At 67.3% G+C, this 22,996-nt stretch carries 20 protein-coding genes and 1 pseudogene; 6 read left to right on the forward strand and 15 right to left on the reverse strand.

Going from position 1 to position 22,996, the window contains the following annotated elements:
- The first annotated feature begins 52 nt into the window (after nucleotides 1-52).
- Genes ACZYZ7_RS23920 through ACZYZ7_RS23930 form a run of 3 tightly spaced genes read left to right on the forward strand, consistent with a single transcriptional unit; the run spans nucleotide 53 to nucleotide 1,928 of the window.
- Entirely contained in the window at nucleotides 53-490 is a 438-nt protein-coding gene (locus ACZYZ7_RS23920; RefSeq protein ID WP_135455465.1) for a Zn-ribbon domain-containing OB-fold protein, read from the forward strand.
- Entirely contained in the window at nucleotides 487-1,689 is a 1,203-nt protein-coding gene (locus ACZYZ7_RS23925) for a lipid-transfer protein (RefSeq protein WP_135455467.1), read from the forward strand. The genes ACZYZ7_RS23920 and ACZYZ7_RS23925 overlap by 4 nt, the downstream gene beginning before the upstream one ends.
- An 11-nt stretch (nucleotides 1,690-1,700) precedes the next feature.
- Entirely contained in the window at nucleotides 1,701-1,928 is a 228-nt protein-coding gene (locus ACZYZ7_RS23930; protein WP_044524007.1) for a DUF167 domain-containing protein, read from the forward strand.
- Here the strand turns inward: ACZYZ7_RS23930 and ACZYZ7_RS23935 are convergent.
- The 3 genes from ACZYZ7_RS23935 to ACZYZ7_RS23945 all read right to left on the reverse strand — a co-directional run bounded on the left by ACZYZ7_RS23935 (nucleotide 1,906) and on the right by ACZYZ7_RS23945 (nucleotide 7,484).
- Nucleotides 1,906-3,915: a DUF7064 domain-containing protein gene (locus ACZYZ7_RS23935; protein WP_450070570.1), complete on the reverse strand. Its 2,010-nt coding sequence runs from the start codon at nucleotides 3,913-3,915 to the stop codon at nucleotides 1,906-1,908. The two genes, ACZYZ7_RS23930 and ACZYZ7_RS23935, sit on opposite strands and share 23 nt — an antisense overlap.
- Nucleotides 3,916-3,960: 45 nt before the next feature.
- Nucleotides 3,961-5,898: a primary-amine oxidase gene (locus ACZYZ7_RS23940; RefSeq protein ID WP_450070571.1), complete on the reverse strand. Its 1,938-nt coding sequence runs from the start codon at nucleotides 5,896-5,898 to the stop codon at nucleotides 3,961-3,963.
- 74 nt (nucleotides 5,899-5,972) lie between these two features.
- Entirely contained in the window at nucleotides 5,973-7,484 is a 1,512-nt protein-coding gene (locus ACZYZ7_RS23945) for a carboxylesterase/lipase family protein (RefSeq protein WP_450070572.1), read from the reverse strand.
- A gap of 76 nt (nucleotides 7,485-7,560) precedes the next feature.
- Between ACZYZ7_RS23945 and ACZYZ7_RS23950 the strand changes: the two genes are divergently transcribed.
- Nucleotides 7,561-8,277, forward strand: coding sequence for a hypothetical protein (locus ACZYZ7_RS23950; protein ID WP_450070573.1), 717 nt, complete (start codon nucleotides 7,561-7,563; stop codon nucleotides 8,275-8,277).
- A 7-nt stretch (nucleotides 8,278-8,284) separates the two neighbouring features.
- Here ACZYZ7_RS23950 and ACZYZ7_RS23955 read toward each other — a convergent pair whose 3' ends face one another.
- Genes ACZYZ7_RS23955 through ACZYZ7_RS23980 form a run of 6 tightly spaced genes read right to left on the reverse strand, consistent with a single transcriptional unit; the run spans nucleotide 8,285 to nucleotide 16,100 of the window.
- On the reverse strand, nucleotides 8,285-9,709 hold the full coding sequence (locus ACZYZ7_RS23955) for an APC family permease (protein ID WP_135455475.1): 1,425 nt from the start codon (nucleotides 9,707-9,709) through the stop codon (nucleotides 8,285-8,287).
- Between the two features lie 16 nt (nucleotides 9,710-9,725).
- Nucleotides 9,726-11,105 (reverse strand): glutamine synthetase family protein, encoded by a 1,380-nt coding sequence (locus tag ACZYZ7_RS23960; protein WP_463741965.1) that lies wholly within the window; start codon nucleotides 11,103-11,105, stop codon nucleotides 9,726-9,728.
- Nucleotides 11,102-12,766 carry a flavin-containing monooxygenase gene (locus ACZYZ7_RS23965; protein ID WP_463741966.1) on the reverse strand — a complete coding sequence of 555 codons (1,665 nt, stop codon included), beginning with the start codon at nucleotides 12,764-12,766 and terminating at the stop codon, nucleotides 11,102-11,104. Before ACZYZ7_RS23965 ends, ACZYZ7_RS23960 begins: the two co-directional genes overlap by 4 nt.
- Nucleotides 12,767-12,779: 13 nt before the next feature.
- Nucleotides 12,780-13,970, reverse strand: a complete 1,191-nt coding sequence (locus ACZYZ7_RS23970) for an iron-containing alcohol dehydrogenase family protein (RefSeq protein WP_463741967.1) — start codon at nucleotides 13,968-13,970, stop codon at nucleotides 12,780-12,782.
- 43 nt (nucleotides 13,971-14,013) lie between these two features.
- Nucleotides 14,014-15,369, reverse strand: a complete 1,356-nt coding sequence (locus ACZYZ7_RS23975) for an aldehyde dehydrogenase family protein (protein WP_463741968.1) — start codon at nucleotides 15,367-15,369, stop codon at nucleotides 14,014-14,016.
- A complete protein-coding gene (locus ACZYZ7_RS23980) occupies nucleotides 15,366-16,100 on the reverse strand; it encodes a gamma-glutamyl-gamma-aminobutyrate hydrolase family protein (protein ID WP_463741969.1) in 735 nt (244 codons plus the stop codon). Before ACZYZ7_RS23980 ends, ACZYZ7_RS23975 begins: the two co-directional genes overlap by 4 nt.
- Nucleotides 16,101-16,166: 66 nt before the next feature.
- Here ACZYZ7_RS23980 and ACZYZ7_RS23985 point away from each other — a divergent pair, with 66 nt between their 5' ends.
- A complete protein-coding gene (locus ACZYZ7_RS23985) occupies nucleotides 16,167-16,892 on the forward strand; it encodes a FadR/GntR family transcriptional regulator (protein WP_463741970.1) in 726 nt (241 codons plus the stop codon).
- On the opposite strand, the gene ACZYZ7_RS23990 is transcribed toward ACZYZ7_RS23985, so the two are convergent.
- Entirely contained in the window at nucleotides 16,889-17,227 is a 339-nt protein-coding gene (locus tag ACZYZ7_RS23990; RefSeq protein WP_463741971.1) for a hypothetical protein, read from the reverse strand. The genes ACZYZ7_RS23985 and ACZYZ7_RS23990 overlap by 4 nt on opposite strands.
- 124 nt (nucleotides 17,228-17,351) lie before the next feature.
- Between ACZYZ7_RS23990 and rbpA the strand changes: the two genes are divergently transcribed.
- Entirely contained in the window at nucleotides 17,352-17,690 is a 339-nt protein-coding gene (rbpA, locus tag ACZYZ7_RS23995; RefSeq protein ID WP_135455492.1) for an RNA polymerase-binding protein RbpA, read from the forward strand.
- A gap of 78 nt (nucleotides 17,691-17,768) precedes the next feature.
- On the opposite strand, the pseudogene ACZYZ7_RS24000 reads toward rbpA, so the two are convergent.
- The 5 genes and pseudogenes from ACZYZ7_RS24000 to ACZYZ7_RS24020 all read right to left on the reverse strand — a co-directional run.
- A pseudogene (locus ACZYZ7_RS24000) lies at nucleotides 17,769-18,503 on the reverse strand (polyprenol monophosphomannose synthase); the annotation flags it as partial.
- 63 nt (nucleotides 18,504-18,566) lie between these two features.
- The gene (gene lnt, locus ACZYZ7_RS24005; RefSeq protein ID WP_463741972.1) at nucleotides 18,567-20,444 is read right to left on the reverse strand and encodes an apolipoprotein N-acyltransferase; all 1,878 of its coding nucleotides are present in this window, start codon (nucleotides 20,442-20,444) and stop codon (nucleotides 18,567-18,569) included.
- The gene (locus ACZYZ7_RS24010) at nucleotides 20,434-22,029 is read right to left on the reverse strand and encodes an amidohydrolase (RefSeq protein ID WP_463741973.1); all 1,596 of its coding nucleotides are present in this window, start codon (nucleotides 22,027-22,029) and stop codon (nucleotides 20,434-20,436) included. Before ACZYZ7_RS24010 ends, lnt begins: the two co-directional genes overlap by 11 nt.
- Before the next feature lie 17 nt (nucleotides 22,030-22,046).
- Complete coding sequence (locus tag ACZYZ7_RS24015; protein ID WP_135455498.1) at nucleotides 22,047-22,559, reverse strand: FxsA family protein; 513 nt, start codon at nucleotides 22,557-22,559, stop codon at nucleotides 22,047-22,049.
- Between the two features lie 48 nt (nucleotides 22,560-22,607).
- A complete protein-coding gene (locus ACZYZ7_RS24020) occupies nucleotides 22,608-22,991 on the reverse strand; it encodes a PPOX class F420-dependent oxidoreductase (RefSeq protein WP_463741974.1) in 384 nt (127 codons plus the stop codon).
- Between the last annotated feature and the right edge of the window lie 5 nt (nucleotides 22,992-22,996).

Here is a 22,996-nt window from a genome sequence, read left to right on the forward strand (position 1 = left end):
CAAAACTGCAACACGTTTCAGTTCTGCGGTCTTGATCGTTTAGGCTGGCCGCGTGCCAGCAGCATCTTCGCAACCCGCGATCGACGGGTGGTTCGCCACCGACGACGCCGGTGCCACCCACCTGATCGGCGGCAAGTGCACCCAGTGCGCCACGTACGTCTTCCCGCCGCGCGAGAACAACTGCCCCAACCCGGCCTGCGACAGCGACACCCTTGACCTGGTTCCGCTGTCCCGCCGCGGGAAGGTGTGGAGCTACACCGAGAACCGGTACCTCCCACCGTCGCCGTACCCCAAGACCGACCCGTTCGAGCCGTTCGCGATCGCCGCGGTGGAACTGGCCGAAGAAGGCCTGATCGTGCTCGGCAAGGTCGTCGAAGGCACCCTCGCCGCCGATCTCAAGGTCGGTATGGAGATGGAGCTGACCACCATGACGCTCTACACCGACGACGAGGGCGTCGAGCGCACCACCCACGCCTGGAGGATCGCATGAGCACTCCCGAACCGCTGTACATCCTCGGCGCGGGCATGCACCCGTGGGGCAAGTGGGGACGCGACTTCACCGAGTACGGCGTTGTCGCCGCCCGCGCGGCCTTGGCCGAAGCTGGCCTGAACGCGCAGCAGATCCAGTTCATCGCCGGCGCCGACACCATCCGCAACGGCTACCCGGGCTTCATCGCCGGGTCGACCTTCGCCCAGAAACTGGGCTGGAACGGTGTGCCGGTCTCGTCGAGCTACGCGGCCTGCGCATCGGGTTCACAGGCGCTCCAGAGCGCCCGCGCCCAGATCCTGGCCGGCTTCTGCGATGTCGCGCTGGTGATCGGCGCAGACACCACGCCCAAGGGTGCATTTGCGCCCGTCGGCGGCGAGCGCAAGAACGATCCGGACTGGCAGCGTTTCCACCTGCTCGGCGCGATGAACCCGGTGTACTTCGCCCTGCTGGCCCGCCGCCGGATGGACCTCTACGGTGCCACCGCCGAGGACTTCGCCCAGGTGAAGGTGAAGAACTCCCGGCACGGCCTGCAGAACCCGAATGCCCGCTACCACAAGGAATCCTCGATCGAGGACGTGCTGGCCAGCCCGGTGGTGTCCGACCCGCTGCGCCAGCTCGACATCTGCGCCACCTCCGACGGTGCGGCCGCGCTGATCGTGGCCAGCAAGTCGTTCGCCGAGAAGCACCTGGGCTCGCTGGAGGGTGTGCCGTCGGTGCGCGCGATCTCCACCGTGACGCCGCGCTACCCGCAGCACCTGCCCGAATTGCCGGACATCGCAACGGATTCCACCGCCGTGGTGCCCGCACCGGAGCGCGTGTTCAAGGACCAGATCCTGGACGCGGCCTACGCCGAGGCCGGGATCGGTCCCGAGGACGTCAGCCTGGCCGAGGTGTACGACCTGTCCACCGCACTGGAACTCGACTGGTACGAGCACCTGGGCCTGTGCGCCAAGGGTGAAGGCGAGCAGCTACTGCGTTCCGGTGCGACGACCATCGGCGGCCGTGTCCCGGTGAACGCGTCCGGCGGTCTGGCCTGCTTCGGCGAGGCCATCCCGGCGCAGGCCATCGCGCAGGTCTGCGAGTTGACCTGGCAGCTCAAGGGTCAGGCCACCGGCCGTCAGGTCGAGGGCGCAAAGGTCGGCGTGACCGCGAACCAGGGCCTGTTCGGCCACGGCTCCTCGGTGATCGTCGCGCGGTAGAAAATGACGGTGTGAGCGAAACCGTCGTCGTCCGCGTCAAGCCCGGCAGCCGCAAGGGCCCGCTGGTCGAGGTCGCTGACGACGGCGCGCTCACCATCTACGTTCAGGAACGCGCCGTCGACGGCAAGGCCAACGACGCCGTCACCAAATTGCTTGCCCAGCATCTGGGTGTGCCGCGCAGCCGCGTGGAGTTGATCTCCGGGGCGACTGCGCGGCTCAAGCGTTTTCGGGTGAGCTGACGTTCCGGTTCCACTCCAGCCACCCGATACCGGTGCGCCCATCGGTGGTGCGTACCTTCGCCCAGGCGCGCGGGAACTGGCTGACCCGCCCGTCCGCGGCCACCAGCAACACCGGCGCATGGCCCTGGATGTCGATGCTTGCCTCGATGTCACCCGGTTGCAGGGTCAGCGTCGTCGACACCGGCAGATCGTCGTCGCCGAGCGTGTATCGCGCTGTCACCGACTGCAATTCGACGAGCGGTTCGCCCGCGCGCTGCGAATAGCCGATACCGATCGGCGGCATCCCGGGGATCCGGATGTCCACGCCGTGCAGATGGGTGCCGTCGTCGAGATGGATCGCACTCCACACCCAGTTCATCGACCACCAGTCCCGCACACCCCACGAGTGGTCGCGCTGGCCCGCGACGGCCTTGATCTCGAAGGTCTGCTCACCGACGCTCACGGTGCCCGAGACGGTGCACGGAATCTCGTAGCGGGGCGTGATCCGGTACTGGTACGGAGTTCCCACCGTGGTCCAGGTCAGGTCCATGGTCACCGGAACCGGCCGGCCCGCCTCACCGCGCAGCAGCGCGGCGGGATCGTCATGGGCCTGCCCGGTACCCGAGGCGGTCACCCGGTAGACCTTGAGCGGCTCGACGGGCTGCAGGCTCAGCTCGACGCCCTCACCCGTGATCAAGGCCGGTTCGGCCGGTGCGGCGTGAAAGTCGTTGAGCGCCACGGTCGGCATCCCCGGACCGCAGAACAGCACATTGACCCACGCGGTGTCCTGATTGGGTATCAGCCCCAGGCGGATCCAGCCACCGAAACCCGCGTCGGCGTCAGCGAAGTCGAGATACCAGCTCTCGTTCCACAGTTCTTCGCCCGTGGGGGTATGCGGGTACTCGTCCTCGACGGCAGGCACCAGCGGCTGCGGGATCGCCGGTGGCGCAAGGATATCCAGCGCCCGGGTGTCCAGCACATGGCTGCAGTGCCGGTCGAGCATCGTCATGAACATCGCATCGCCACGGTCGGTACGTTCCACCAGCATCGAGGAGATGATCGCCATCATCACGCCGAAGAAGCTCTGCCGGCGCACACCGTCGCGCACCTGATCGAGCGTCAACGCCGAGTCCGGCCCGAGGGCCTCGTGATACGCCGCCAGCAGCCCGTCGTAGTGCGCACGGCGCTGCTCGACGGGCAGGGCGCAGCCGATGAAGTAAGCGACGTCGGTGAACGCCGGCCCCCTGGTGACGGTCTGCCAGTCGACCACGGTCAGGTCCCGGTCGGCACCGGAGTCCCCGAACAGCATGTTGTCGAGTCGATAGTCGCCATGCACCAGACCCATCGGCCTCTCGGGCGCGCCCTCGTCGGCCAGGTAGGCATCGAAACTCTCGACGAGCCGTTCACAGACGTGCCGCTGTTCCTGCGTGATCACGCCCGCGTAGCGGTCGACGAACGCCGCGTACAGGCCGGCGATCAGCCCCTGGTTGACCGGTGCCTCACGGTTGAGCCATTCGGCTCGGTCGAGCGCCTCGGCGCCGGGCTTCGACCCGTGAATGCGACCCAACTCGGTGAGCGCCACCGCGGCCTGTTCGGCTGTCGCGCCGCGGATCTCGTCCCCCACCACCGCGGGCACGGCATCGCCGAGCAACAGGTCGAAAGCACCGGTCTGCACATCGATCGCGGCGTGATAGCACGGCGCGACCGGCCCGGGCGCCAGGGCGGGAGCGATGTCGGTGTAGAACCGCACCTCGCGCTCGTAGAGTCCCAGCGCCAGCCCGGTCTGGCGGCTGTTCGGATCGGTGGCGGCCACCTTCAACACGACCGACGCCGGCCCGTCCGCCTCCCCGGTGTAGCTCAGCGCGACGCGATAACACTCGCTCATCTGGCCGGTTCCGATCCGCTCGAAACTGAATCCGCTGACCGGCCCGGCGCCCAGGGCGGCGGTCAGCCAGTCGCAGGTCAGGTCTTCAGGGCGGTCGAGTACGGCTGTCCGAGTCGGTTGCACACAGGCAACCTAGCAGTGTTCCGCGTCACATATGACAGGTGTCAACTAATGGTGTGCCGCCGTGGCATGACCGTGCGCGCAGGAGTCCGGCGGGGTGGGCGGCACGTCCAGGGCCGGGTTGCGGTCGAAGAAGCCGAACGGCTTGAGCCAGAACGACACCACGTCCACGGGCATCACCGGCCAGTCCTCCGGGCGGGTGATGTGGTGGATACCGAACACGTACCAGAGCACCACGTCGGTGTTGTCGATCGACCGGTCGGCCTTGGTCCACTCCCCCAACCCGGAGTCGGCCGCCGACTGGTTGACGAACTCCCCCGCCGGCCAGCGTTCGTCGGGCCGGTTCGGGGTCACCCACAGCGTGTGGGCGATGACATTTGCGCGTTGCAGCACCGGCGACGACGGGTCGAACATCGCCGGGATCGCCCCGGTGGGCACCAGCTTGTAGGACGGGTGGGCGCCGAAGCCGTTGACGACGTTGGTGTTGACCACCTTCCAGGCCCGCTGGGTGGCGAAGCTGACGTCCTGCTTGCCCTCCTGCTCGGTGCGCAGTGCCTGATTGCGCACCACCAGCGACAGCCCGTACGGATTGTCGGGACCGATCGGTTCGGCGTACGACTCCGTCATGTAGACCGTGTTGTCGGTGCCGTCGACGTCCAGGTCCAACCGGGCGATCAGGAAGTGCTGATGGAACGGCGCATAGGTGCGCTCGTCGACCAGCGTGCCGTTGGGATGCGGCTGCCCCGCCGGAACCGGTGTGGTGACCATGATCCCGGTGGCGCGGACCTCACACTCGATGTTGCCGTCCTGGTACAGCCGCCAGTACACCAGATACTCATAGTTCGCGACGGTGACGTGGAATGACAGTGTCAGCCTGCGCATCCGGCGCACCTCGGCGCCGGCATCGTGGTCGACGTGCTTCCACAGCACGGCATTGTCTTCCTCGTGGATGCAGATCGCATTGGTGATGGTGTACGGCTCGCCGGTGCTGTCGTGCAGAACCGCGTCCAGATAACGGATCTCACCGAGACAGTCGCAGCCGAGCTCCAGCGACGTGGTCATGAACCCCAGACCCCACTCGCCGATGTCGAACGCGGTCCGCCGGTAGTGATCGACCGAGGAGTCCCGATACGGCACCACCATCTCGGCGAACGACATCCGATGGGCCACCGAACGATTCACCTCGCCGTCGCGGTACCGCACGGTGTGCAGCGTCATCCCCTCGCGGTGGTTGAAGCCGACCCGCAACGACCAGTTCTGCCAGCCCAGCAGGTTGCCGTCCAAGGTGAACGACGGACCATCGGGCTGGGTGATGTTCAGCGGCTTCAGCGGCTCCCGGCGCGAGGCCGCGCGAATCCGTTCGGGGATGTGGTGCGGTACGTATTCGCCCATCACGTCGGGCTTTTCGGAGCTGCCGTCATCCTCGACGCGCAGCACCTCCATGGTGTTGATGTCGATCACGCAGTGCAGACCGCTGACCGGGTGGGCGTAGGGATTGGCGCCGGGGGCATCCTTGTACCAGGTGTCCGACCAGCCGATCCGACGGTCGCGGTACTCGGGCGGCGCGACCGCGTCACCGTAGGTCCAGGTGTCCATGAACACGTTGTCCAGATCGGTGATACCGCGTTTGGCGAGTGCGGCGATCACGTCGGGATGCCTGCGCAGCACCTCATCGCACTCGATGAACTCGTCGACGGTGAAGTTGGCCTGGACTCCCGGCACATGGTCGAAGTTCTCGACCCGGTCGTCGGTCAGCGACACCACGCCCTTGTAGGTGGCGTTCGCCGATCGGTCCAGGCAGATGACAGCCGCGCGGCGGCCCGGTGCCGCGCCGCCGCCGTCGAAAGCCGCCAGTTCGGCCTTGGACGGTTCGACGAGTTCCACCGAGGCGACCCGCCAGCCCTCCCCGACCCCGTGCTCACGCCGCAATATCGCTGCCACCGCGCGAAACTCGTCGGCGGACAGCGGATCCAAGGGATAGTCCACACCAAATACGCAACCACACCGGAGGATTCCGTGCAGCAAATCGCCCAGAGTGAATCAGCCGAACTCCGACCGACTCAGTGCTCGGCGAGCGTGAACCCTTCCCAGGCCTGACGCCGCACCGCCCGCGGGTCGTACTCCACGCGTGGCCGGCGGTCGAACACGAAAACCGCCCGCTCGGAACTGTCATAGGCCGGCCAGCCCGGGCCCGGCTCACCGGTCCGGCTGAACTCACGCCATCGCCGCTGCACGTCCCGGCTGACCCGCCGGGCCGACGCGCGGTCGCCCACGGCCGTCAGCAACGCGCCGTAACTCGTGTGGTACGTGTCGAATACCGCGAGCAGTTCCATCGCGTGCGTCGCCCCCAGCCCCGCCCAGTGCAGGGTGCGCGGCGCGTAGTCGTAGCGGTACACATAGGTGGGCGCGTGCCGGCTGTGTGCCTCGGCGATCTGCCAGGTGGCCGACGCGAACGCGAAATCACCACCGAGCCGCACACAGGCCGCGCTGCTCGGATAGTCCGGATAGGCCGCGACGATCCGGCGGCGCTCCTCGGGGTCGGCACCGGCGAACAGCTTCTCGATCATCGGCTCGTTGGTCGGCAGCAACTGGAGGAACCGGGTGAACAGCCGCCCCTCGTCGGCGTTGTTGCCGACGATCAACGGGACCCGGTGTGCACTGCCCTCGGCCATTGCGGTGACCGGATCGACCGGCAGGTATTCGGTACCGAAGGTCGGACCGACCGGAAACGCGCCGGGCATATCGGTCTGGCCGCGCATGATCTGTTCTTCCAGGGCCCGGCCCAGCTCGGCCGGGCGGGCGGACATCAGCGCTGCGGCCGCTGATCCCCCACCGGGACTGACCAATTGGGCGAGCTGGTCCGCGATACGGGCGGCAGCACCCGCGGAGCTGACCATCCCGCTGGCCGGGCTCTCCGAGATCACCCGGGCGAACAACCCCTCGGCATCGGGCACGGCGAGCAGGGTCGCGACCGCGTGCGCACCGGCACTCTCACCGAAGATCGTCACGTTGTCGGGGTCCCCGCCGAACACGGCGATGTTGTCGCGTACCCACCGCAGCGCCAACACCAGATCCCGCAGGAACAGGTTGTCGTCGATCGGATGCTCCGGCGTCGCCAGCGACGACAGCTCGACACACCCGAGCATGCCCAGCCGGTAGTTGACCGAGACGAACACACAACCGCGACGGGCCAGTGCGGCACCGTCGTAGATGGGGGTGGCCGAGCTACCCAGGATGTAGCCGCCGCCGTGTACGAAGAACATCACCGGCAGCGGACCATCGGAGTCAGGCTTCTCCGGCGCGACCACATTGAGCGTCAGACAGTCCTCGCTCATCGGCTGGTGCTTGCCCAGGCCGACGAGCGTGTAGCGATTTTGCTGGGGCGCGCAGTAACCGAACCCGTGGCAGTAGCGCACACCGGGCCACGGCTCGGCCGGTTCGGGTGCCCGCAGACGCAGCCGGCCGACCGGAGGCTTGGCGTAAGGGATCGAACGCCAACGATGTACGCCGTCGCGCGTGAATCCCTCGACGATGCCGGTACTGATCTTTGCCCGGACAGTCCGCTCGTGCATGAACCGACCGTATCGAACTACACCGGTGTGGGCGGACAGGCGGTGGGCCTGACACGCGCCCGCTAGCCTTGCGGGTATGCGCACCGTTGTGACTGTTGGGGCTGCTGTGCTTTCGGCGGCCCTCGTGGCGGCCTGCTCGTCGGGAGGGGGACACGAGTCGCAGTCGAGCTCGCAGCCCCGGATGTCGATGCCGGCCGGCGCCCCACACACCAAGACCACCACGCCCACCACGACGACGACCTCGCCACTGCCCACCACGGCACCGGCCCCAGGCACCCCGATGAGCCGGGTGATCAAGTGGGTCGAGGCAGGTACCGCGGCCGATCAGTCCGGTTTCCACACCGCCACCCGCGACGGCCATTCCACGAGTCTCGGCGACGGCATCGCGTTCGTCGCGCCTTCGGGCACCGCTCGCTGCGCCACCAACAAGTACGCCGAAGGTCAATTGGCGTGCCTGATCAAGGCCGACGACCTGCCGTCGAAGCCGTCCGACGTGGAGGGCCAGTGGATCCCCGGCTGGGTGGATTTCACCGGGGAAACCGTGGATATCGGCTCACTGCACGGGGATCCGGGCCCGTTCAACGACGGCGACGGCGCCGAACTGACCGAGGGCAAGTCGCTGGCGTTCGGTGACTACCGGTGCCGGGCCGACGCCACCTCATTGGTGTGCGTCAACTACGCCCACCAGTCCGGGGTGCTGCTGAACTCCTCCGGCGTCGAACCGCTGGGCTGTCTGAAGCCGGTCCCGCCGCCCGTGGGCGTCGGACGCCAGCTCAGCTGCCCGCCCGATTGATCCGCGGTTACGGGTGGTCCCCCTCGGCCAGCGACGACCCGATCCGATCCATCACCTCAGGCCTGCGGCGCAGCGTGTGCACGAGTAACCCGACACCGAGTGCGATCCAGGCCAGGTACACGAACGGCAATGCGCCGTAGATCCCGCTCTGCAGCGGCCACACCGTCTTGTACAGCGGGTACAGGAACACCAGGGAGCCGGCAAGCCCCAGCACCCCATGCCGGAACCAGCGAAACTCGCCGATCCGGATCATGTAGCGAACCATGCCGAAATTGGTGACGATGTAGGACACCAGGAATGCGATCGAGATCAGGAAGCCGAAGTAGCCCCACACGTTGAACGGGCCGACGAGGAACGCGAGCGGCACGCCGAGGGCCATCGAGATCACGCCCATCACCGCGATCGCCACGGCCGGTGTCTGCCGTGACGACACCTCGCCGAGTCGCCGCGGCAGCACCCGCTCGCGGCCCAGGGTGTAGAGCACCCGGGCACCCGCGATGAACGCCGTCTGGCTGAACGCCAGGATGCTGCTGAGGGTGGCCAACACCACCACGGTCAGCCCCAGCTTGCCCCAATAAGTCTCGGCGATCGTCTGCAGCGGCGCCGGATCCTCGCCGAACTCGGTCATCCGGTCGATTCCGTAGCCGTACACCATTGCGTACGCGATCACCACGTAGAAGACAGGCACCACGATGGCAGCGGCCCACAATCCGCGCGGGATATGGCGTTTCGGGTCACGCACCTCCAAACCCAACGTCGCGCCCTCCTCGATGCCGACGTGGGACAACACCGCGTAGGTCATCGCGAGACCGACCGCACCCCAGCCCATTGCGCCGGCCGAAGACGCCTCGAACGGTGCAGTGCCGAAGCCACTGCCCGACTGCGGTCCGGTGACGAAGATCCACAACGCCAACGCCAGCAGGACCACCATCTCGAAGCCCAACAGCCCGAGGGCGGCGTGCAGCGACTGGCTGATCCCCAGATAGGCCAGCACACAGACGTAGGCCAGCGCCGCGAAGGTGAAGGCCCACCACGGCACCTGCACGCCGAACTGCGTATCCAGCCACTGCTGGACCCAGCCCCCGAACACCGCGAAACCCGCCGCCGAGAACACCATGTACGCGCCGATGAACATCCAGCCGTAGACGAATCCGACGCTGGGGCCCCACGCCTTGGAGTTCCAGGTGTACAGGCCACCGGAGGTGGGCAGCCGCTTGGAGAACTCCGCGAACGTATTGACCAGCAACAGGATGCCCGGCCACACCAACAGAAACGCCAAAACCAGTGCAGATCCGGCGAATTGACCCATGAACTGCAAGTTCAACGCGATCACCGAGGCGGGTCCGCATCCGGCGACCGACAGGATCGCCACCTGCTTCCAGTCGATGGCGTCCCGGCGCAGCGTCGGCTCGGGGGTGATCTGTTCAGTCATGCTGACCTGGTTCCTCTCACATGGTTTCGAGGTAGCGGGCGACCTCCCAGTCGGTCACCGCTTTGGATTGGGCTTGCAGCTCGGCACGTTTCAGTGCCACAAAATGGTCGACGAAGTCGTCGCCGAACCACTCCCGGGCGACGCCGCTGTTCTCCAGCAGGTCGACCGCTTCACCGAGGTTGGCGGGCAGCGCGACCGCCTGATCGCCGGGCATCCCGTACACATCGCCGCAGACGAGTTCGCTGGGCTCGATGGCATGTTTGATCCCGTGCAGGCCACCGGCGAGGGTGGCCGCGGTCACGACATAGGGATTCGCGTCACCGCCGGGCTGCCGGTGCTCAAGCCGGGTTCCGTGTTCCCCGGCCCGGATCGCGCGCAGCCCCACCGACCGGTTGTCGACTCCCCAGGTGGCGGTGGTCCCGGCCCAGGAGTACGGCACGTAGCGGCGGTACGAGTTCGGCGTGGGGGCCATCAACGCGCTGAATTCGCGCATCGTGCTCAGAATGCCCCCGGCGAAGTACCTCATGGTTTGCGAAAACTGCTCCGGCGCAGCCGGATCGAAGAACACTCCGCGCCCGTCCAGATCCTGCAGACTGATGTGCACATGGCAGCTGTTGCCCGCCCACTCGCTGTTCGGCTTGGCCATGAAGCTGGCCAGCAACTCACGCTGCGCCGCCAGCTCCTTGACCCCGGACTTGAACAGGAAGGCATCGTCAGCGGCCTTCAGGCTGGGTCCGTAGTGCAGCGTGATCTCGAACTGGCCGGGCCCGGTTTCGGGGTTGCACGCCTCGATCGGCAGGCCGTAATCCAGCATCTGGTTGCGGATCAGCGCCCCGACATCCTCCTGCAGAGACCCCAACACCACTCCGTAGGTGCTCGTCGTCTCCTGCAACGGGGTCAGTTCCTCGGGACGCTTGCGGTGCGGTGTGCCCGGTTTTTCGCGCAGCAGGTAGAACTCCAGCTCAAGTGCGCTGAGCGGGGTGTAGCCCATCGCTTCGGCTTTACCGAGTACCTGACGCAGCACTCCTCGCGGCGAGATCGGCACCATCGTGGTGTTGTCGGGTAGGTACCAGTCGCACAACAAAAGTGCGGTATCAGCGTGCCACGGCACGATGTGCAGGGTGGACGGATCCGGTTTGGCATGGATGTCCGGATACCCCTGCCGCTCGGTGGGAAAGTAACCGGTGTGTCCCGCCGGCCGCTGCACCAGATCCGACTCGTCGACGTGCAGCACCCAGAACACATCACAGATCGGCAGGCCGTGGTCGAGGAATTCGGGTAACTGCGCCACGGGGATCCGCTTGCCGCGCATGACACCATGGGTGTCGCACCCGCCGAGGATCACCGTGGTGATCTGCCGCTCCCGCAGTTCGGCCAGCAACTGCGTTGAGGTCATCCCTGACATACCTGCTCCGTTCCGCTGTGTCCCAGCACGAATCCGGCGTACCCGCGCGCCACCACCGCGTCGCATTCCTGCCGGTATGGCCCACACCCGGCGACATAAGGCATGAAAATCCTTGGCTTGCCAGGGATGTTGGCGCCCAGGTACCACGACTGCGCCTTCGGATACAGGGTGTCGGCGGCGATCTCGGCGACATGTGCCATCCACGCCTCCTCCGCCGCCACGGTCGCCTCGATCCGGTCCAGCTGGTGGCTGCGCAGATGGTCGAGGCAATCGGCGATCCAGTCGACGTGCTGCTCGATGGAAATGAGCATGTTGCTCAGCACCGATGGGCTTCCAGGACCGGTGACCATGAACAGATTGGGGTATCCGGCGGACTGCAGGCCCAGCAGCGTGCGCGGACCGTGCGCCCATTTCTCACTCAGCGGAACGCCGTCGACACCGCGGATGTCGACATCGGTCAGTGCGCCGGTGATCGCGTCGAAACCGATCGCGAACACGATGGCATCCACGCGGATGTGCCGGTCGCGCAGCTGGATACCGGTGTCGGTGACGCTCTCGATCGGGTCTGCGCGCACATCGACCAGCTCGACGTTGTCACGGTTGTACGTTTCGAAATACCCGATGTCGGTGCAGGTCCGTTTGGTGCCGATGTGATGCCGCGGACTCAGCAGCTCGGCGGTTTCCGGGTCACGGACGGTCTCGCGGATCTTGCCCCGGGCGAACTCCTGAGCCGCGAGATTGGCCTGCTCGTCGGTGAAGAAGTCGGTGAACGCCGCAGACAGCGAGTTGATCCCGCCGCGGCGCCAGCCCTCTTCATATCGCTCGGCACGTTCGGCCTCGGTGACATCGAAGGTGGCCTGTGTGGGTGGCGGATGGGGCGTCCCGGCGTCGGATTCCCGGCACACCTGCCGCCGCTCGGCAAACTCGACGACCGCCGCCTCGAGCTCACCTTCGCCCAGTGACCGGTTCTGCGCCGGCATGCTGTAGTTCGGGGTCCGCTGCAGCACGTAGAGCTGACCGGCCTGGCGCGCGATGTTCGGAATAGCTTGGATACCAGATGATCCGGTGCCGACCACCGCCACCGTCCGACCGGTGAAATCCACCGGACGGTGTGGCCATTGCCCGGTGTGATACCAGTCGCCAGTGAAGTCGGACAGGCCCGGAAAGTCCGGCGCCTTGGCCACCGACAGGCAGCCGGTGGCCATCACACAGAAGGTGGCACGAACGGTCCGGGTCCCGCCGGCGGACGTTTCACACGACAGCACCCACTCGTTGGTGTCCTCCTCCCATACCGCCGATCTCACGGTGGTGTCGAACTCGATATCGGCACGCAGGTCGAAGCGTTCCGCGACATGTCCGATGTAGGACAGGATCTCCGGCTGCGCGGCGTAGCGTTCGCTCCACCGCCAGTCCCGGGTCAGCGACTCGTCGAAGGAATACGAGTAGTCGATGCTCTCGATGTCGCAGCGGGCACCCGGATAGCGGTTCCAGTACCAGGTGCCGCCGACGTCGTCGGCCCGTTCCAGGATGCGGGCCCGCATGCCGAGTTGGCGGGCGCGGTAGAGCATGTACAGACCGGCGAACCCGGCCCCGACGATCAGGACGTCGAAGCGCTCATCGGGATCGGGTCCCGAAGCCGCAGTGCGATGCATTTCGCTCCTCTCCCTATGCGGTGGTGAACTCGCGCGCCGACAGACCCAGCGCCGCGGCGAACAGGTCATGAACCTCTGATCGCTGCCACGGTTCGGGCGCCATGCTGATGAAGTAGTCAGCCAGGGCCAGATCGGTGAGCCGGTCCAGATCGGATGCGGACAGCCCGATGTCGGCGAGCACCGGGAAGTCCAGATCGGCCAGCAATGAACGCACCGCCTCGACTACCCGACTGCCGTCTCCGCTGCCGTCGTCGGGCAGCCCCCATGCGTCGGCCACCCGCTCCATTGCCTGCGGCACGAAACGCCGTTCCCGGTCCAGTGTCTCGGCCAGCACCAGTCCGATGGTGAGACCGTGCGGCACGCCGGTGAGCCCGCCGATCGCCTGCCCCAATGAGTGTTCGGCCGCACAGTCGGAGATGTTCATCGCCAACCCGGCCAGCATCGACCCGCAGGCCATGTTGGACCGGGCTACCGTGTCCGTGCCGTCACGGTAGGCGGGCAGTAGCGATGTGCCCATCAGCCGGACCGCCTCGAGGGCGATCGCGTCCCCGATCGGCGTGTGCACCTTGGCCACAACCGCGGCGATGGCCTGCGCCAGTGCGTCGATCCCGGTGTTGGCCGTCATCGACGGCGGCATGCTCCAGGTCAGCACGGGGTCGACAACGGCATATTGGGCGCGCAGGTTGGGGTGGGCGATGCCGGCCTTGCGGCCCGCCTCCGGGTCGGAGACCACTGCGCCGCCGGAGACCTCCGAGCCGGTGCCCGCGGTGGTCGGAACCGCGAACAAGGGCACTGTCGGTTCGGCGAACTCCCGTGTGGAATCCAGGAATTCAGCGAAGGTCATCCCGTTCTGGTAGCACAGCCGCGCCGCTTTTGCGGTATCGATCACCGACCCGCCGCCGAGGGCCACCACGGCCTCGACCCCCGCGCGCGTCATCGCGGCGGTGGCCGCGTCGATCATGTCGATGGTCGGTTCACCGGCGGGCTTGTCGATCCGGGTGATGTCGAGTCCCGAGCCCTCCAAAGTGGCAAGCAGATCCGCCACCGCGGGGTTGTGGGCATCGATGTCCTCGTCGGTCAGCACGAGTACACGGCCGGCGCCGGATGCCCGCAGTAGATCGGGTAGTTCGTGGGACTTACCCTCTCCGAACGAGATCCGGACGGGGAGGTGGTTGTTGAAGGGGGCGATGGGCTGATTGGTCACGGCGCTCCAGGGTGGTTTGTCTGTGGCAACGGTCGGTGTGCGATTAGGTCTTGACGAAGATGTTCTTCAGTTCCGTGTAGGCCAGTGGCGCGTCGGGACCCAGTTCGCGGCCCAATCCGGAATCCTTGAACCCGCCGAACGGCGTGTTCACCCGCACCGAGCTGTACGAATTGACCGCCAGCGCACCGGCTTCCATGGCCCTGGCCACCCTCAACGCACGCGCCCCGTCCAGCGACCAGACCGATCCGGCCAGTCCGTAGCGGGTGTCGTTGGCTCGCCGGACCGCCTCGTCCTCGGAATCGAACGGCAGCACACAGACCACCGGCCCGAAGATCTCGTCACGGGCCGCCGGGTGCTCGTCGCCGACCGGGTGCAGCACCGTGGGCGGGTACCAGAAGCCCGGCCCGTCCGGGGCGCTTCCCTCGAACAGCACCGGCGCCTGACTGACATACGATGCGACCCGCTCACGTTGGCGCTGCGAGATCAACGGGCCCATCTGGGTGTTCTCGTCGAGTGGATCACCGACCCGCAACGCGGTCGTGGTGTCCTTGAGGTGGGTCAGGAACTCCTCCATGGCCGGGCGTTCGACGAACACTCGCGATCGCGCGCAGCAGTCCTGACCGGAGTTGCCGAAGACACCGCCGGCCAATCCGGCTGCGGCAGCCTGCAAATCGGCGTCGGCGAACACCAGGGCGGCCGATTTGCCGCCGAGTTCCAGCGTCACCCGCTTGAGCCGGTCCCCGGCCCGCCTGGCGATATCGCGGCCGACCGCAGTGGATCCGGTGAATCCGACCTTGCGGATGTCAGGGTGGTCGACCAGCATCCGGCCGACCGGGTCGCCCGGCCCGACCACCACGTTGAGCAACCCCTCGGGCAGCCCGGCCGCCACGGCGATGCGCTGCAATTCCAGGGCGGTGAGCGGGGTGAGTTCAGAGGGCTTGAGTACGACCGCGTTCCCGGCCGCGAGCGCCGGAGCGACCTTCCACGCCGCGATGGACAACGGGTAGTTCCAGGGAGTGATCAAACCGACCACACCGAACGGCTCGTGGAAGGTCATGTCCAGCCCGCCCGAGACCGGGATCGTGTTGCCCAACAGACGTTCCGGGGTCGCCGAGTAATAGCGGAAGGTGCCGGCCACCCCGGCCATCGCACCGCGCGCGTCGGCGATCGGCATCCCGACATTGCGGGCCTCCAACCGAGCCAGGTCCTCGGCCTCCGCGCGTACCGCGTCGGCGATCGCGAGCAACACCTCGGCCCGGTGGGCGGGATCAGCGCGACTCCAATCACGCTGGGCACGTGCGGCTCTGCGCACTGCCGCGTCGACTTCAGCGGCGGTGGCCCACGGTACCTCTGCGAGCACCCCACCGGTTGCCGGTTCCAGAACCTGACCCTTCATCACAACCTCTCCGTACGTGACGAGTTCGCGTGGGCTGCCGCCCCGACGAACGAATCGAAAATTTGCTTCATGGGCTGATATTCGGGATGCCACTGCACGCCGAGCGCGAAGTGCCGGTCCGGCCATTCGATCGACTCGATCACCCCGTCGGGTATCGACCGGGCGGTGATGCGCCCTCCGCCACCCACCTCGGCCACACCCTGATGGTGATGCGAATTCACTTCCGACACACCGGCCAGCCCGGCGTGACCGAGCAGGGAGTCGACGTCCACCTCGATCGCGTGATGGGTCGCCTGGTCCAATCGGCCCGGCGCCGGACGGTGCTCGGCGAACCCGACGTCCAGCAGGTGCTGATGCAGCGTGCCCCCGGTGGCCACATTGAGGATCTGCAGGCCCCGACAGATCCCCAGAACAGGGATGTCACGCTCCAAAGCCGCTGCGGCGATCCGCAATTCGAATTCATCGCGGATCGAGTTGGTCTCTTCCATCCGCTCGGTGGCTCCTGCGCCGTAGTACTCGGGCTCGATGTCGGTACCGCCGGCCAGCAGCACACCGTCCAGCACGTCGAGCACTCGTCCGGCATCGGTGTTGAGCGAGGGCACCAGCACCAGCGACTGCCCGCCGGAGCACTCCACCGCATCGAGGTAGGTCTGGGCCGCCAGCACCGCATCCTGGCGCCAGAATCCCCACGTCGCCGTGGTCGAAACGCCGCAGATCCCTATCAGTGGGCGCATTCGGTGCACCATGGTATGGATTTCATACCTTAGGACAATAGGGCCACGCGGAGTACTCTGCAAGGGATGTCAGACGACTTTTTACTGCGCCCGCTCGACGCCCCGCCGGCCTATGCCGCGGTCGTCGACCGCATCCGCCGGGCCGTCACCCTCGGGGTGCTCCTGCCCGGCGACCGCCTGCCGTCTGAACGCTCACTGGCCGAGGGAATGCAGGTCTCGCGCGTCACGGTGCGGGAGGCCCTGCGAGTTCTGCAGGGCGAGGGCCTGCTGCTGACCAAACGCGGCAGCAGTGGCACAACCGTGTCGCCCGGAGTGATGGCGGCTGACCTCACCGACGACTACGACCGCAAGACCGCTGAAGTATTCGAAGTCCGCCTGGCGGTGGAGACCATGGCCGCCCGGCTGGCCGCCGAACGCGGCACACCAGCCGATCTGCAATGGCTGGATTCCTGCCAGGACGCGCTGGAATCGAGCACCGACATCCACGCGTTCCGCCGGGCAGACTCCAACTTTCACCTGGCCGTCGCCAGGATGAGCGGTAACACCATGCTGAGTCAGGTCATCGAGGACACCCGGGCGTCAGTGTTCTCCCGACTGGACCGCAGCAACTTCCCGGTGATCTACGAATCGTCGAACCGGGGCCACGCCGACGTCATCGCCGCCATCAAGAATCGCGATGCGGATGCCGCGGCGGCGGCGATGGCCGCGCACATCGAAGAGGCCAGGGGTGAGGTCATGGCGGTCTTCGCCGAACGCGGCCAGGAGCCACGCACCCCTGATACCGGCGGCTAGCGCCAGCCGTCGGCCGCCTTTGCGGCCTCTATCAACGCATCGCACAACTGCCGCAGTTCGTCTATTCCGGCGCCCTCGTCGACCGCGATCGCGACATCCTCGGCCGCACACCTGACCTGGTACACCCGGTCGGACAGCTGGGCCGCCTCATCGGCGCTGAGTACCACCGAATCCGGGGCCAGCGAGGTGCCCTTGACCATGGCGCGTTGTTCGTAGGCCCGCTGCCGGCAGGACTGCCTGCAGTACTGGCGACGGCGGCCCATCTGCGAATCGGCGACCTCACGACCGCACCACCGACACGGCTGGGGACGGCTTTGTCTGCGGTGGTGCGCCATGGGTCACGACTGTAGACTGCCCGACGCCTCGACCCGCGTATCATCAATGGTCGAGTCGGGAACTTGGCAACGCCGTGCAGCGTTGATACATCCGGACCAAAACGCCAAATAAGGAGTGTTGACGATGGCTGATCGTGTCCTGAGAGGCAGTCGCCTCGGAGCCGTGAGCTACGAGACCGACCGCAACCATGACCTGGCGCCGCGTCAGGTCGCGCGCTACCGCACCGATAACGGCGAGGTGTTCGACGTTCCGTTCGCCGACGACGCCGAGATCCCCGGCACCTGGCCGTGCAAGAACGGGCTCGAGGGCACCCTGATCGACGGTGACGTGCCCGAGCCCAAGAAGGTCAAGCCGCCGCGCACCCACTGGGACATGCTGCTCGAGCGTCGCTCCGTCGAGGAACTCGAGGAGCTGCTCAAGGAGCGCCTCGACCTGATCAAGACCAAGCGTCGCGGCAGCTGAACCGTACAAAAAACCGCGATACGCCCTCCGTGGGCGTATCGCGGTTTTTTCGTCTGCCGGTTAGCGGACCACACCCCGGGCGCGGTCCAGGCGCCCACGGATACCCCACTCCGCGACCTTGAACATCGCCTCGCGGATGTTGGAGCCACTCATCTTGGAGACCCCGAGTTCACGTTCGGTGAACGTGATGGGCACCTCGACGACCTTGAACCCGTTGTTGATCGCACGCCAGGTCAGGTCGATCTGGAAGCAGTAGCCCTTCGAATCGACCGCGGACAGGTCGATCTTCTCCAGCACCTCGCGACGGTAGGCGCGGTACCCGGCGGTGATGTCGTGGATGCCGACACCCAGCAGGAGCCGGGAGTAGGTGTTGGCGGTCTTCGACAGCACCAGCCGTCGAACCGGCCAGTTGCGCACCGTGCCGCCGGAGACATACCGCGAACCGATGGCCAGATCCGCCCCGGCGTCGACCGCATCGAGGAGCCGGTTCAGCTCCTCCGGTGCGTGACTGCCGTCGGCGTCCATCTCGACCAGGACCGAGTACCCGCGGCCCAGCCCCCACGCGAAGCCGGCCAGATAGGCCGCACCGAGGCCCGCTTTGCTGGTCCGATGCATCACGTGCACCCGATCCGGGTCGGCCAGGGCCAGCTCATCGGCCAACTGGCCGGTGCCGTCGGGACTGCCGTCGTCGACCACCAGGATGTGCACCTCGGGGCTGGCGTGGTGCACACGTCCGACGATCAGCGGCAGGTTCTCCCGCTCGTTGTAGGTGGGAATGATCACCAGAGTGCGCTGACTCGGGCGTTCACCGTCCTGGCGAGGGCTGGATTCCCCCTGCCGCTGCGCTCCGTCACCAGGGACTGTCATGTGGCTCCTTCATCGTCGCGGGCCTTCGCCGGTGCGACGCCTCAACATTCTTTGCACGAACCCTCCATTGTGCAGTATCGCGGCAACCAGTGCCCCAATACCAAGCGTGACCAGCGCCACCTGCAGGGCCGGCCCCCACTCGGTGGCCGGCGTCACATCTGACTTCAGCCTGATCTGGCTGTCCAGGTAGGCGGGCTGGAAGAACTCGGTGCGGGCCATCTCGCGCCCGTCCGGGGCGATCACCGCGCTGATGCCCGTGGTCCCGGCGACCACGAGGTAACGGTCGTGCTCGACGGCCCGCAGTTTGCCGAACGCCAACTGCTGGGCGCTCATGTTCTCGTCGAACGTCGCGTTGTTGGTGGGCACCGTCAGCACCTGGGCGCCATTGAGCACCGATTCCCGCGCAGCCCGGTCGAAGATGACCTCCCAGCAGGTGGTCACCCCGATCGGAACACCGGCCGCGTGCACGACGCCGTTGCCCTCACCAGGCACGAAGTAGCCGGCCCGGTCCGCATACGACGACAGGTGTTTGAAGAAACTGCGCCACGGCAGGTACTCGCCGAACGGCTGCACGATCTTCTTGTCGTGGCGCTCACCGGGACCGTGGTCGGGATCCCAGACGATCACGGTGTTGTTGGCCACCGGATTGTCCGGGGTGTAGCCGTCGGCCTTGACAACGGTGCCCACCAGGATCGGCGCGCCGATGGCATCGGCCGCCGCGGTGATCTGTGCGGCCGCGTCGGCGTTGGTCAGTGGATCGATGTCAGAGGCGTTCTCGGGCCAGACCACGAACATGGGCTGCGGAGCCCTTCCGGCGCGCACGTCGTCGGCCAGCCGCTGCGTCTGCTTCACGTGGTTGTCGAGCACCGCACGGCGCTGGGCGTTGAACTCCAGGCCGAGCCGGGGCACGTTGCCCTGCACGGCGGCTACGGTGACGGTCTGCTCATCCCCCGCGCCGGTGCCGGAGGAACGGACCTGGGGCCACAGCACGGCGGTGGCCAGCAGCACCACCGTGATGCTCAAACCCGGCAGCATGACCGCGGGCGCCGGGAAACCCGGCTTGTGTCCGTGATGCCACCACTGCACGATCTCCAGGACCAACAGCGTGGCGCTGAAGCCGACCAGCGCCACCGCGAACGACAACAGCGGCGCGCCACCCCATCGCGCGAGGGCCAGGAGCGGTCCGTTGGTCTGACCGAATCCGAGGACACCCCAAGGGAATCCGCCGAAGGGCACGGTCGATTTGAGCCACTCCTGGGTGCTCCACAGCGCGGCGAACCACAGCGGCCACCCGGGCAATCGCCTGACCACAACCGCCGCCAGGCCGAAGATCCCGCAGAACAGTGCTTCCATGGCGGCCAGGGCCAGCCACGGCACCGCCCCGACCAGTCCGCTGATCCATGGCAGCAACGGGACATAGAACGCCAGGCCGAACAGGAATCCGTATCCGAGGCCGCCGGCGCGGGTGGTGGAGCGAAGGGTCAGCACCCAGCCGATCAACGCCAGCCCGATGAACGCCGCCCACCACCAGCCGGTCGGCGGATAGCTCAGGCACAACGCGAGGCCGCCGCCGACCGATGCGCTCAACTGCGCCCACCGCACAGCCGCGGCCCGGCCGAATCGCGACGCCCAGGAAGCCACCACAGACCAGCGGTCGGGGGTGCCCGCCGCGGTCAGGCGATACCCACGCTCCTCGGGTTCCTCGTCGGGATCGATGTCGGCCACCGGATCGCCGGTGACGTCCTCGTCCAGTTCGTCGTAGGACTCGTCGTCGAGCTCGTCCAGCTCGGCGAGTTCGTCGTCCTCGATGGCCGGGATCACGTCGGTGGTCTCGTTGGGCCCCGGCCGCGGGCGGCCGAAACGCTCTCTGGGACGGTCACTGCCCATGGATGACGACACCCCGGTGAACGGTCTGACGGCAACGCGGCAGCTCCGCATCAGCGGTCAACCGCGGCAGTGCGGGCACCCGTGAGCGCGGATCCGTGGACCATCGCTGAACGGCGTTGGCCGGCGCGCTGACCTCCAGGTGGTCGGCCTCCCAGACCGCATAGCTGGCCGGGGCCCCAGGTGTGAGTGTCCCGCTGGCGCCGTCGCGCACCCCACCGGCGCGCCAGCCGCCGCGGGTGGCCGCAGCGAACGCGGCACGGGCCGAGATGGCACTGCCCGGGCTCCGGTGCAAGACCGCGGCGCGCACGGTCTGCCAGGGGTTCATGCTGGTGACCGGGGTATCGGAGCCGAAGGCGAGGGGCACGCCTTCGGATGCTAACAGCGCGAACGGGTTGAGCTGGTGAACTCGATCAAGCCCGAGACGTTGGGCGTACATACCCTCTGCGCCGCCCCACAGGGCGTCGAAGTTGGGCTGCATGCTGGCCATCACGCCCCAGGTCCCCAATTGGGCGGCTTGTTCGGGGGTGACCATCTCCAGATGCTCGAGACGGTGGCCGCAGCGGGCCACCGCCGGGCCGCCCAGTCGCTGTGCCGCGCTGGCGAATCCCTCGACGACAGCGGAGACGGCAGCGTCGCCGATCACATGGAACCCGGCCGCGATGCCGGCCTCGGTGCAGGCCTGCACATGCCTGGTGATGGCCTCGACGTCGAGATAGCAGTTGCCGCACGTATCGGGAGCGTCGTGGTAGGGCGCGTTCAGCCATGCGGTGTGCGAGCCGAGGGCACCGTCGACGAACAGGTCTCCGGCCAGGCCGCGGGCGCCGGTCTCGGCAATCAGGTGGCGGGCATGCTCGGCGTCACGGGCCGGCTCGCCCCAATAGCCGACGACCTCCACGCCGTGCTCCAGGGCGCGCAGCTCCTGCCAGTCGAGCAGACCGCCGATCTGCGGGCCGGCACATTCATGGACCGCGGCGATGCCCATCGCGGCGGCATGATCGAGCGCCGCGACGCGGGCGTCGTGCCGCTGCTGCGGGGTCAGCTGTTCACGCGCCGAAGCGCGCACCAGGTGATGTGCCTCGGCGGTCAGCGGGCGCTGCGGGTCGAACCCGGCGACCTCGGCCAGTGCGGGCACCAGCCGGCGCAGTGCGGAGGTTGCGGCGGCCGAATGCACGTCCACCCGGGCCAGATAGGCGGGCCGATCCCCCAAGACCCCGTCGAGGTCCCCGGTGCTCGGGCCGGTGCGCTCCGGCCAGCCCGACTCGTCCCAGCCGTGTCCCCACACCGGCCCGTCCGGATGCCGGCGCGCGTACTCGTCCACCAGACGCAGGCAGTGTTGCAGTGAGGTGGCCGCACGGAGGTCCAGACCGTCCAGGTTGAGCCCGGTGGCGGTCAGGTGGACGTGACTGTCGACAAATGCGGGTGCGACGAAGCCGCCGGCCAGGTCGACGATCTCGGCTTCGGGAAACTGCGACCGGCCGACCTCGTCGGTACCGAGCCACGCCACTACGCCGTCGCGCACGGCGAATGCGGTCGCGTCGGGATAGCTGGGGCTGTGGATGCGCCCGTTGATCAGAAGTGTGGTCAAGCTGTTTCTGCTGGCTGTTAGGCCTTGGGAGGCAGGCGGTGTGGATCGACTTCGGTCACGTCGATGAACTCATTGACGTCGATTACTTCGCCGTCAATGTAGTCGCCCGCCCCGTGCCGATAACCGGCGGTACCGGTCGGTGCACCGAAACCGGCAGGCGCCGCGGCGATGAGCGGCATCCGCCGGACGACCAGCCCGGTGAGCACCGGTCGCGCGGCGGCTCGGGTGGGTGGCAGCAGCAACAGCGCGCCCACGATCGAGCTGGCCAGACCGGGAATCACCACCAGCACGGTGCCCAGCGCCACCAACACGCTGTCGGACACCGCGCCCTGGGGATCGGACAGCCCACCGGACAGGCCCGTGCGCAACCGGCGGATGTGCCGGTTGAGCTGTGAACCCGCCAGCGCCAGTCCGATCACGAACGAGGCCAACAGCAACAGCACGGTGTAGCCGAACCCGATGGTCGCCACCAGGGCGACCATCACCGCCATCTCTACCAGGAGGTAGATCAGAAACAGCCGCTTTGCCATGTTCAGTACAACGTGGCTGATGCCCGTCAGGTTCCGCCGCGGTCCGTTTCAGTCCGCGGCCCGCAACTCCAGGCCGACATTGCGGTGCATGCCGCCCCTCAGCTTGCTGAACAGATTGAAGCCCTTACCCATCAGGCCGTAGCGCCTTCCGATGCCGTCGTAGATCTCGCCGTTGCGGGACTGCTCCAGCACCACGGCCTGCGCCTCGACCGGCTCGCTCTTGGGGTTGCCCCGCACATCGCAGATCGCCACAGTCACCCGCGGGGTGTTGCGGATCCGCTTGACCTTCCACGAATCGGCCTCGGTGATGACCAGCAGCCGGTCACCGGAGGGCACCGCCCAGATCGCGGTCGGCTTGGGCCTGCCGTCCTTGGTGAACGTGGTCAGCAGAACGTAGTTGGCCTTGGCGACATCGGCGAAGGTGGGAGCCATGGGTC

The organism is Mycobacterium sp. IDUB_17 (genome assembly GCF_055419465.1).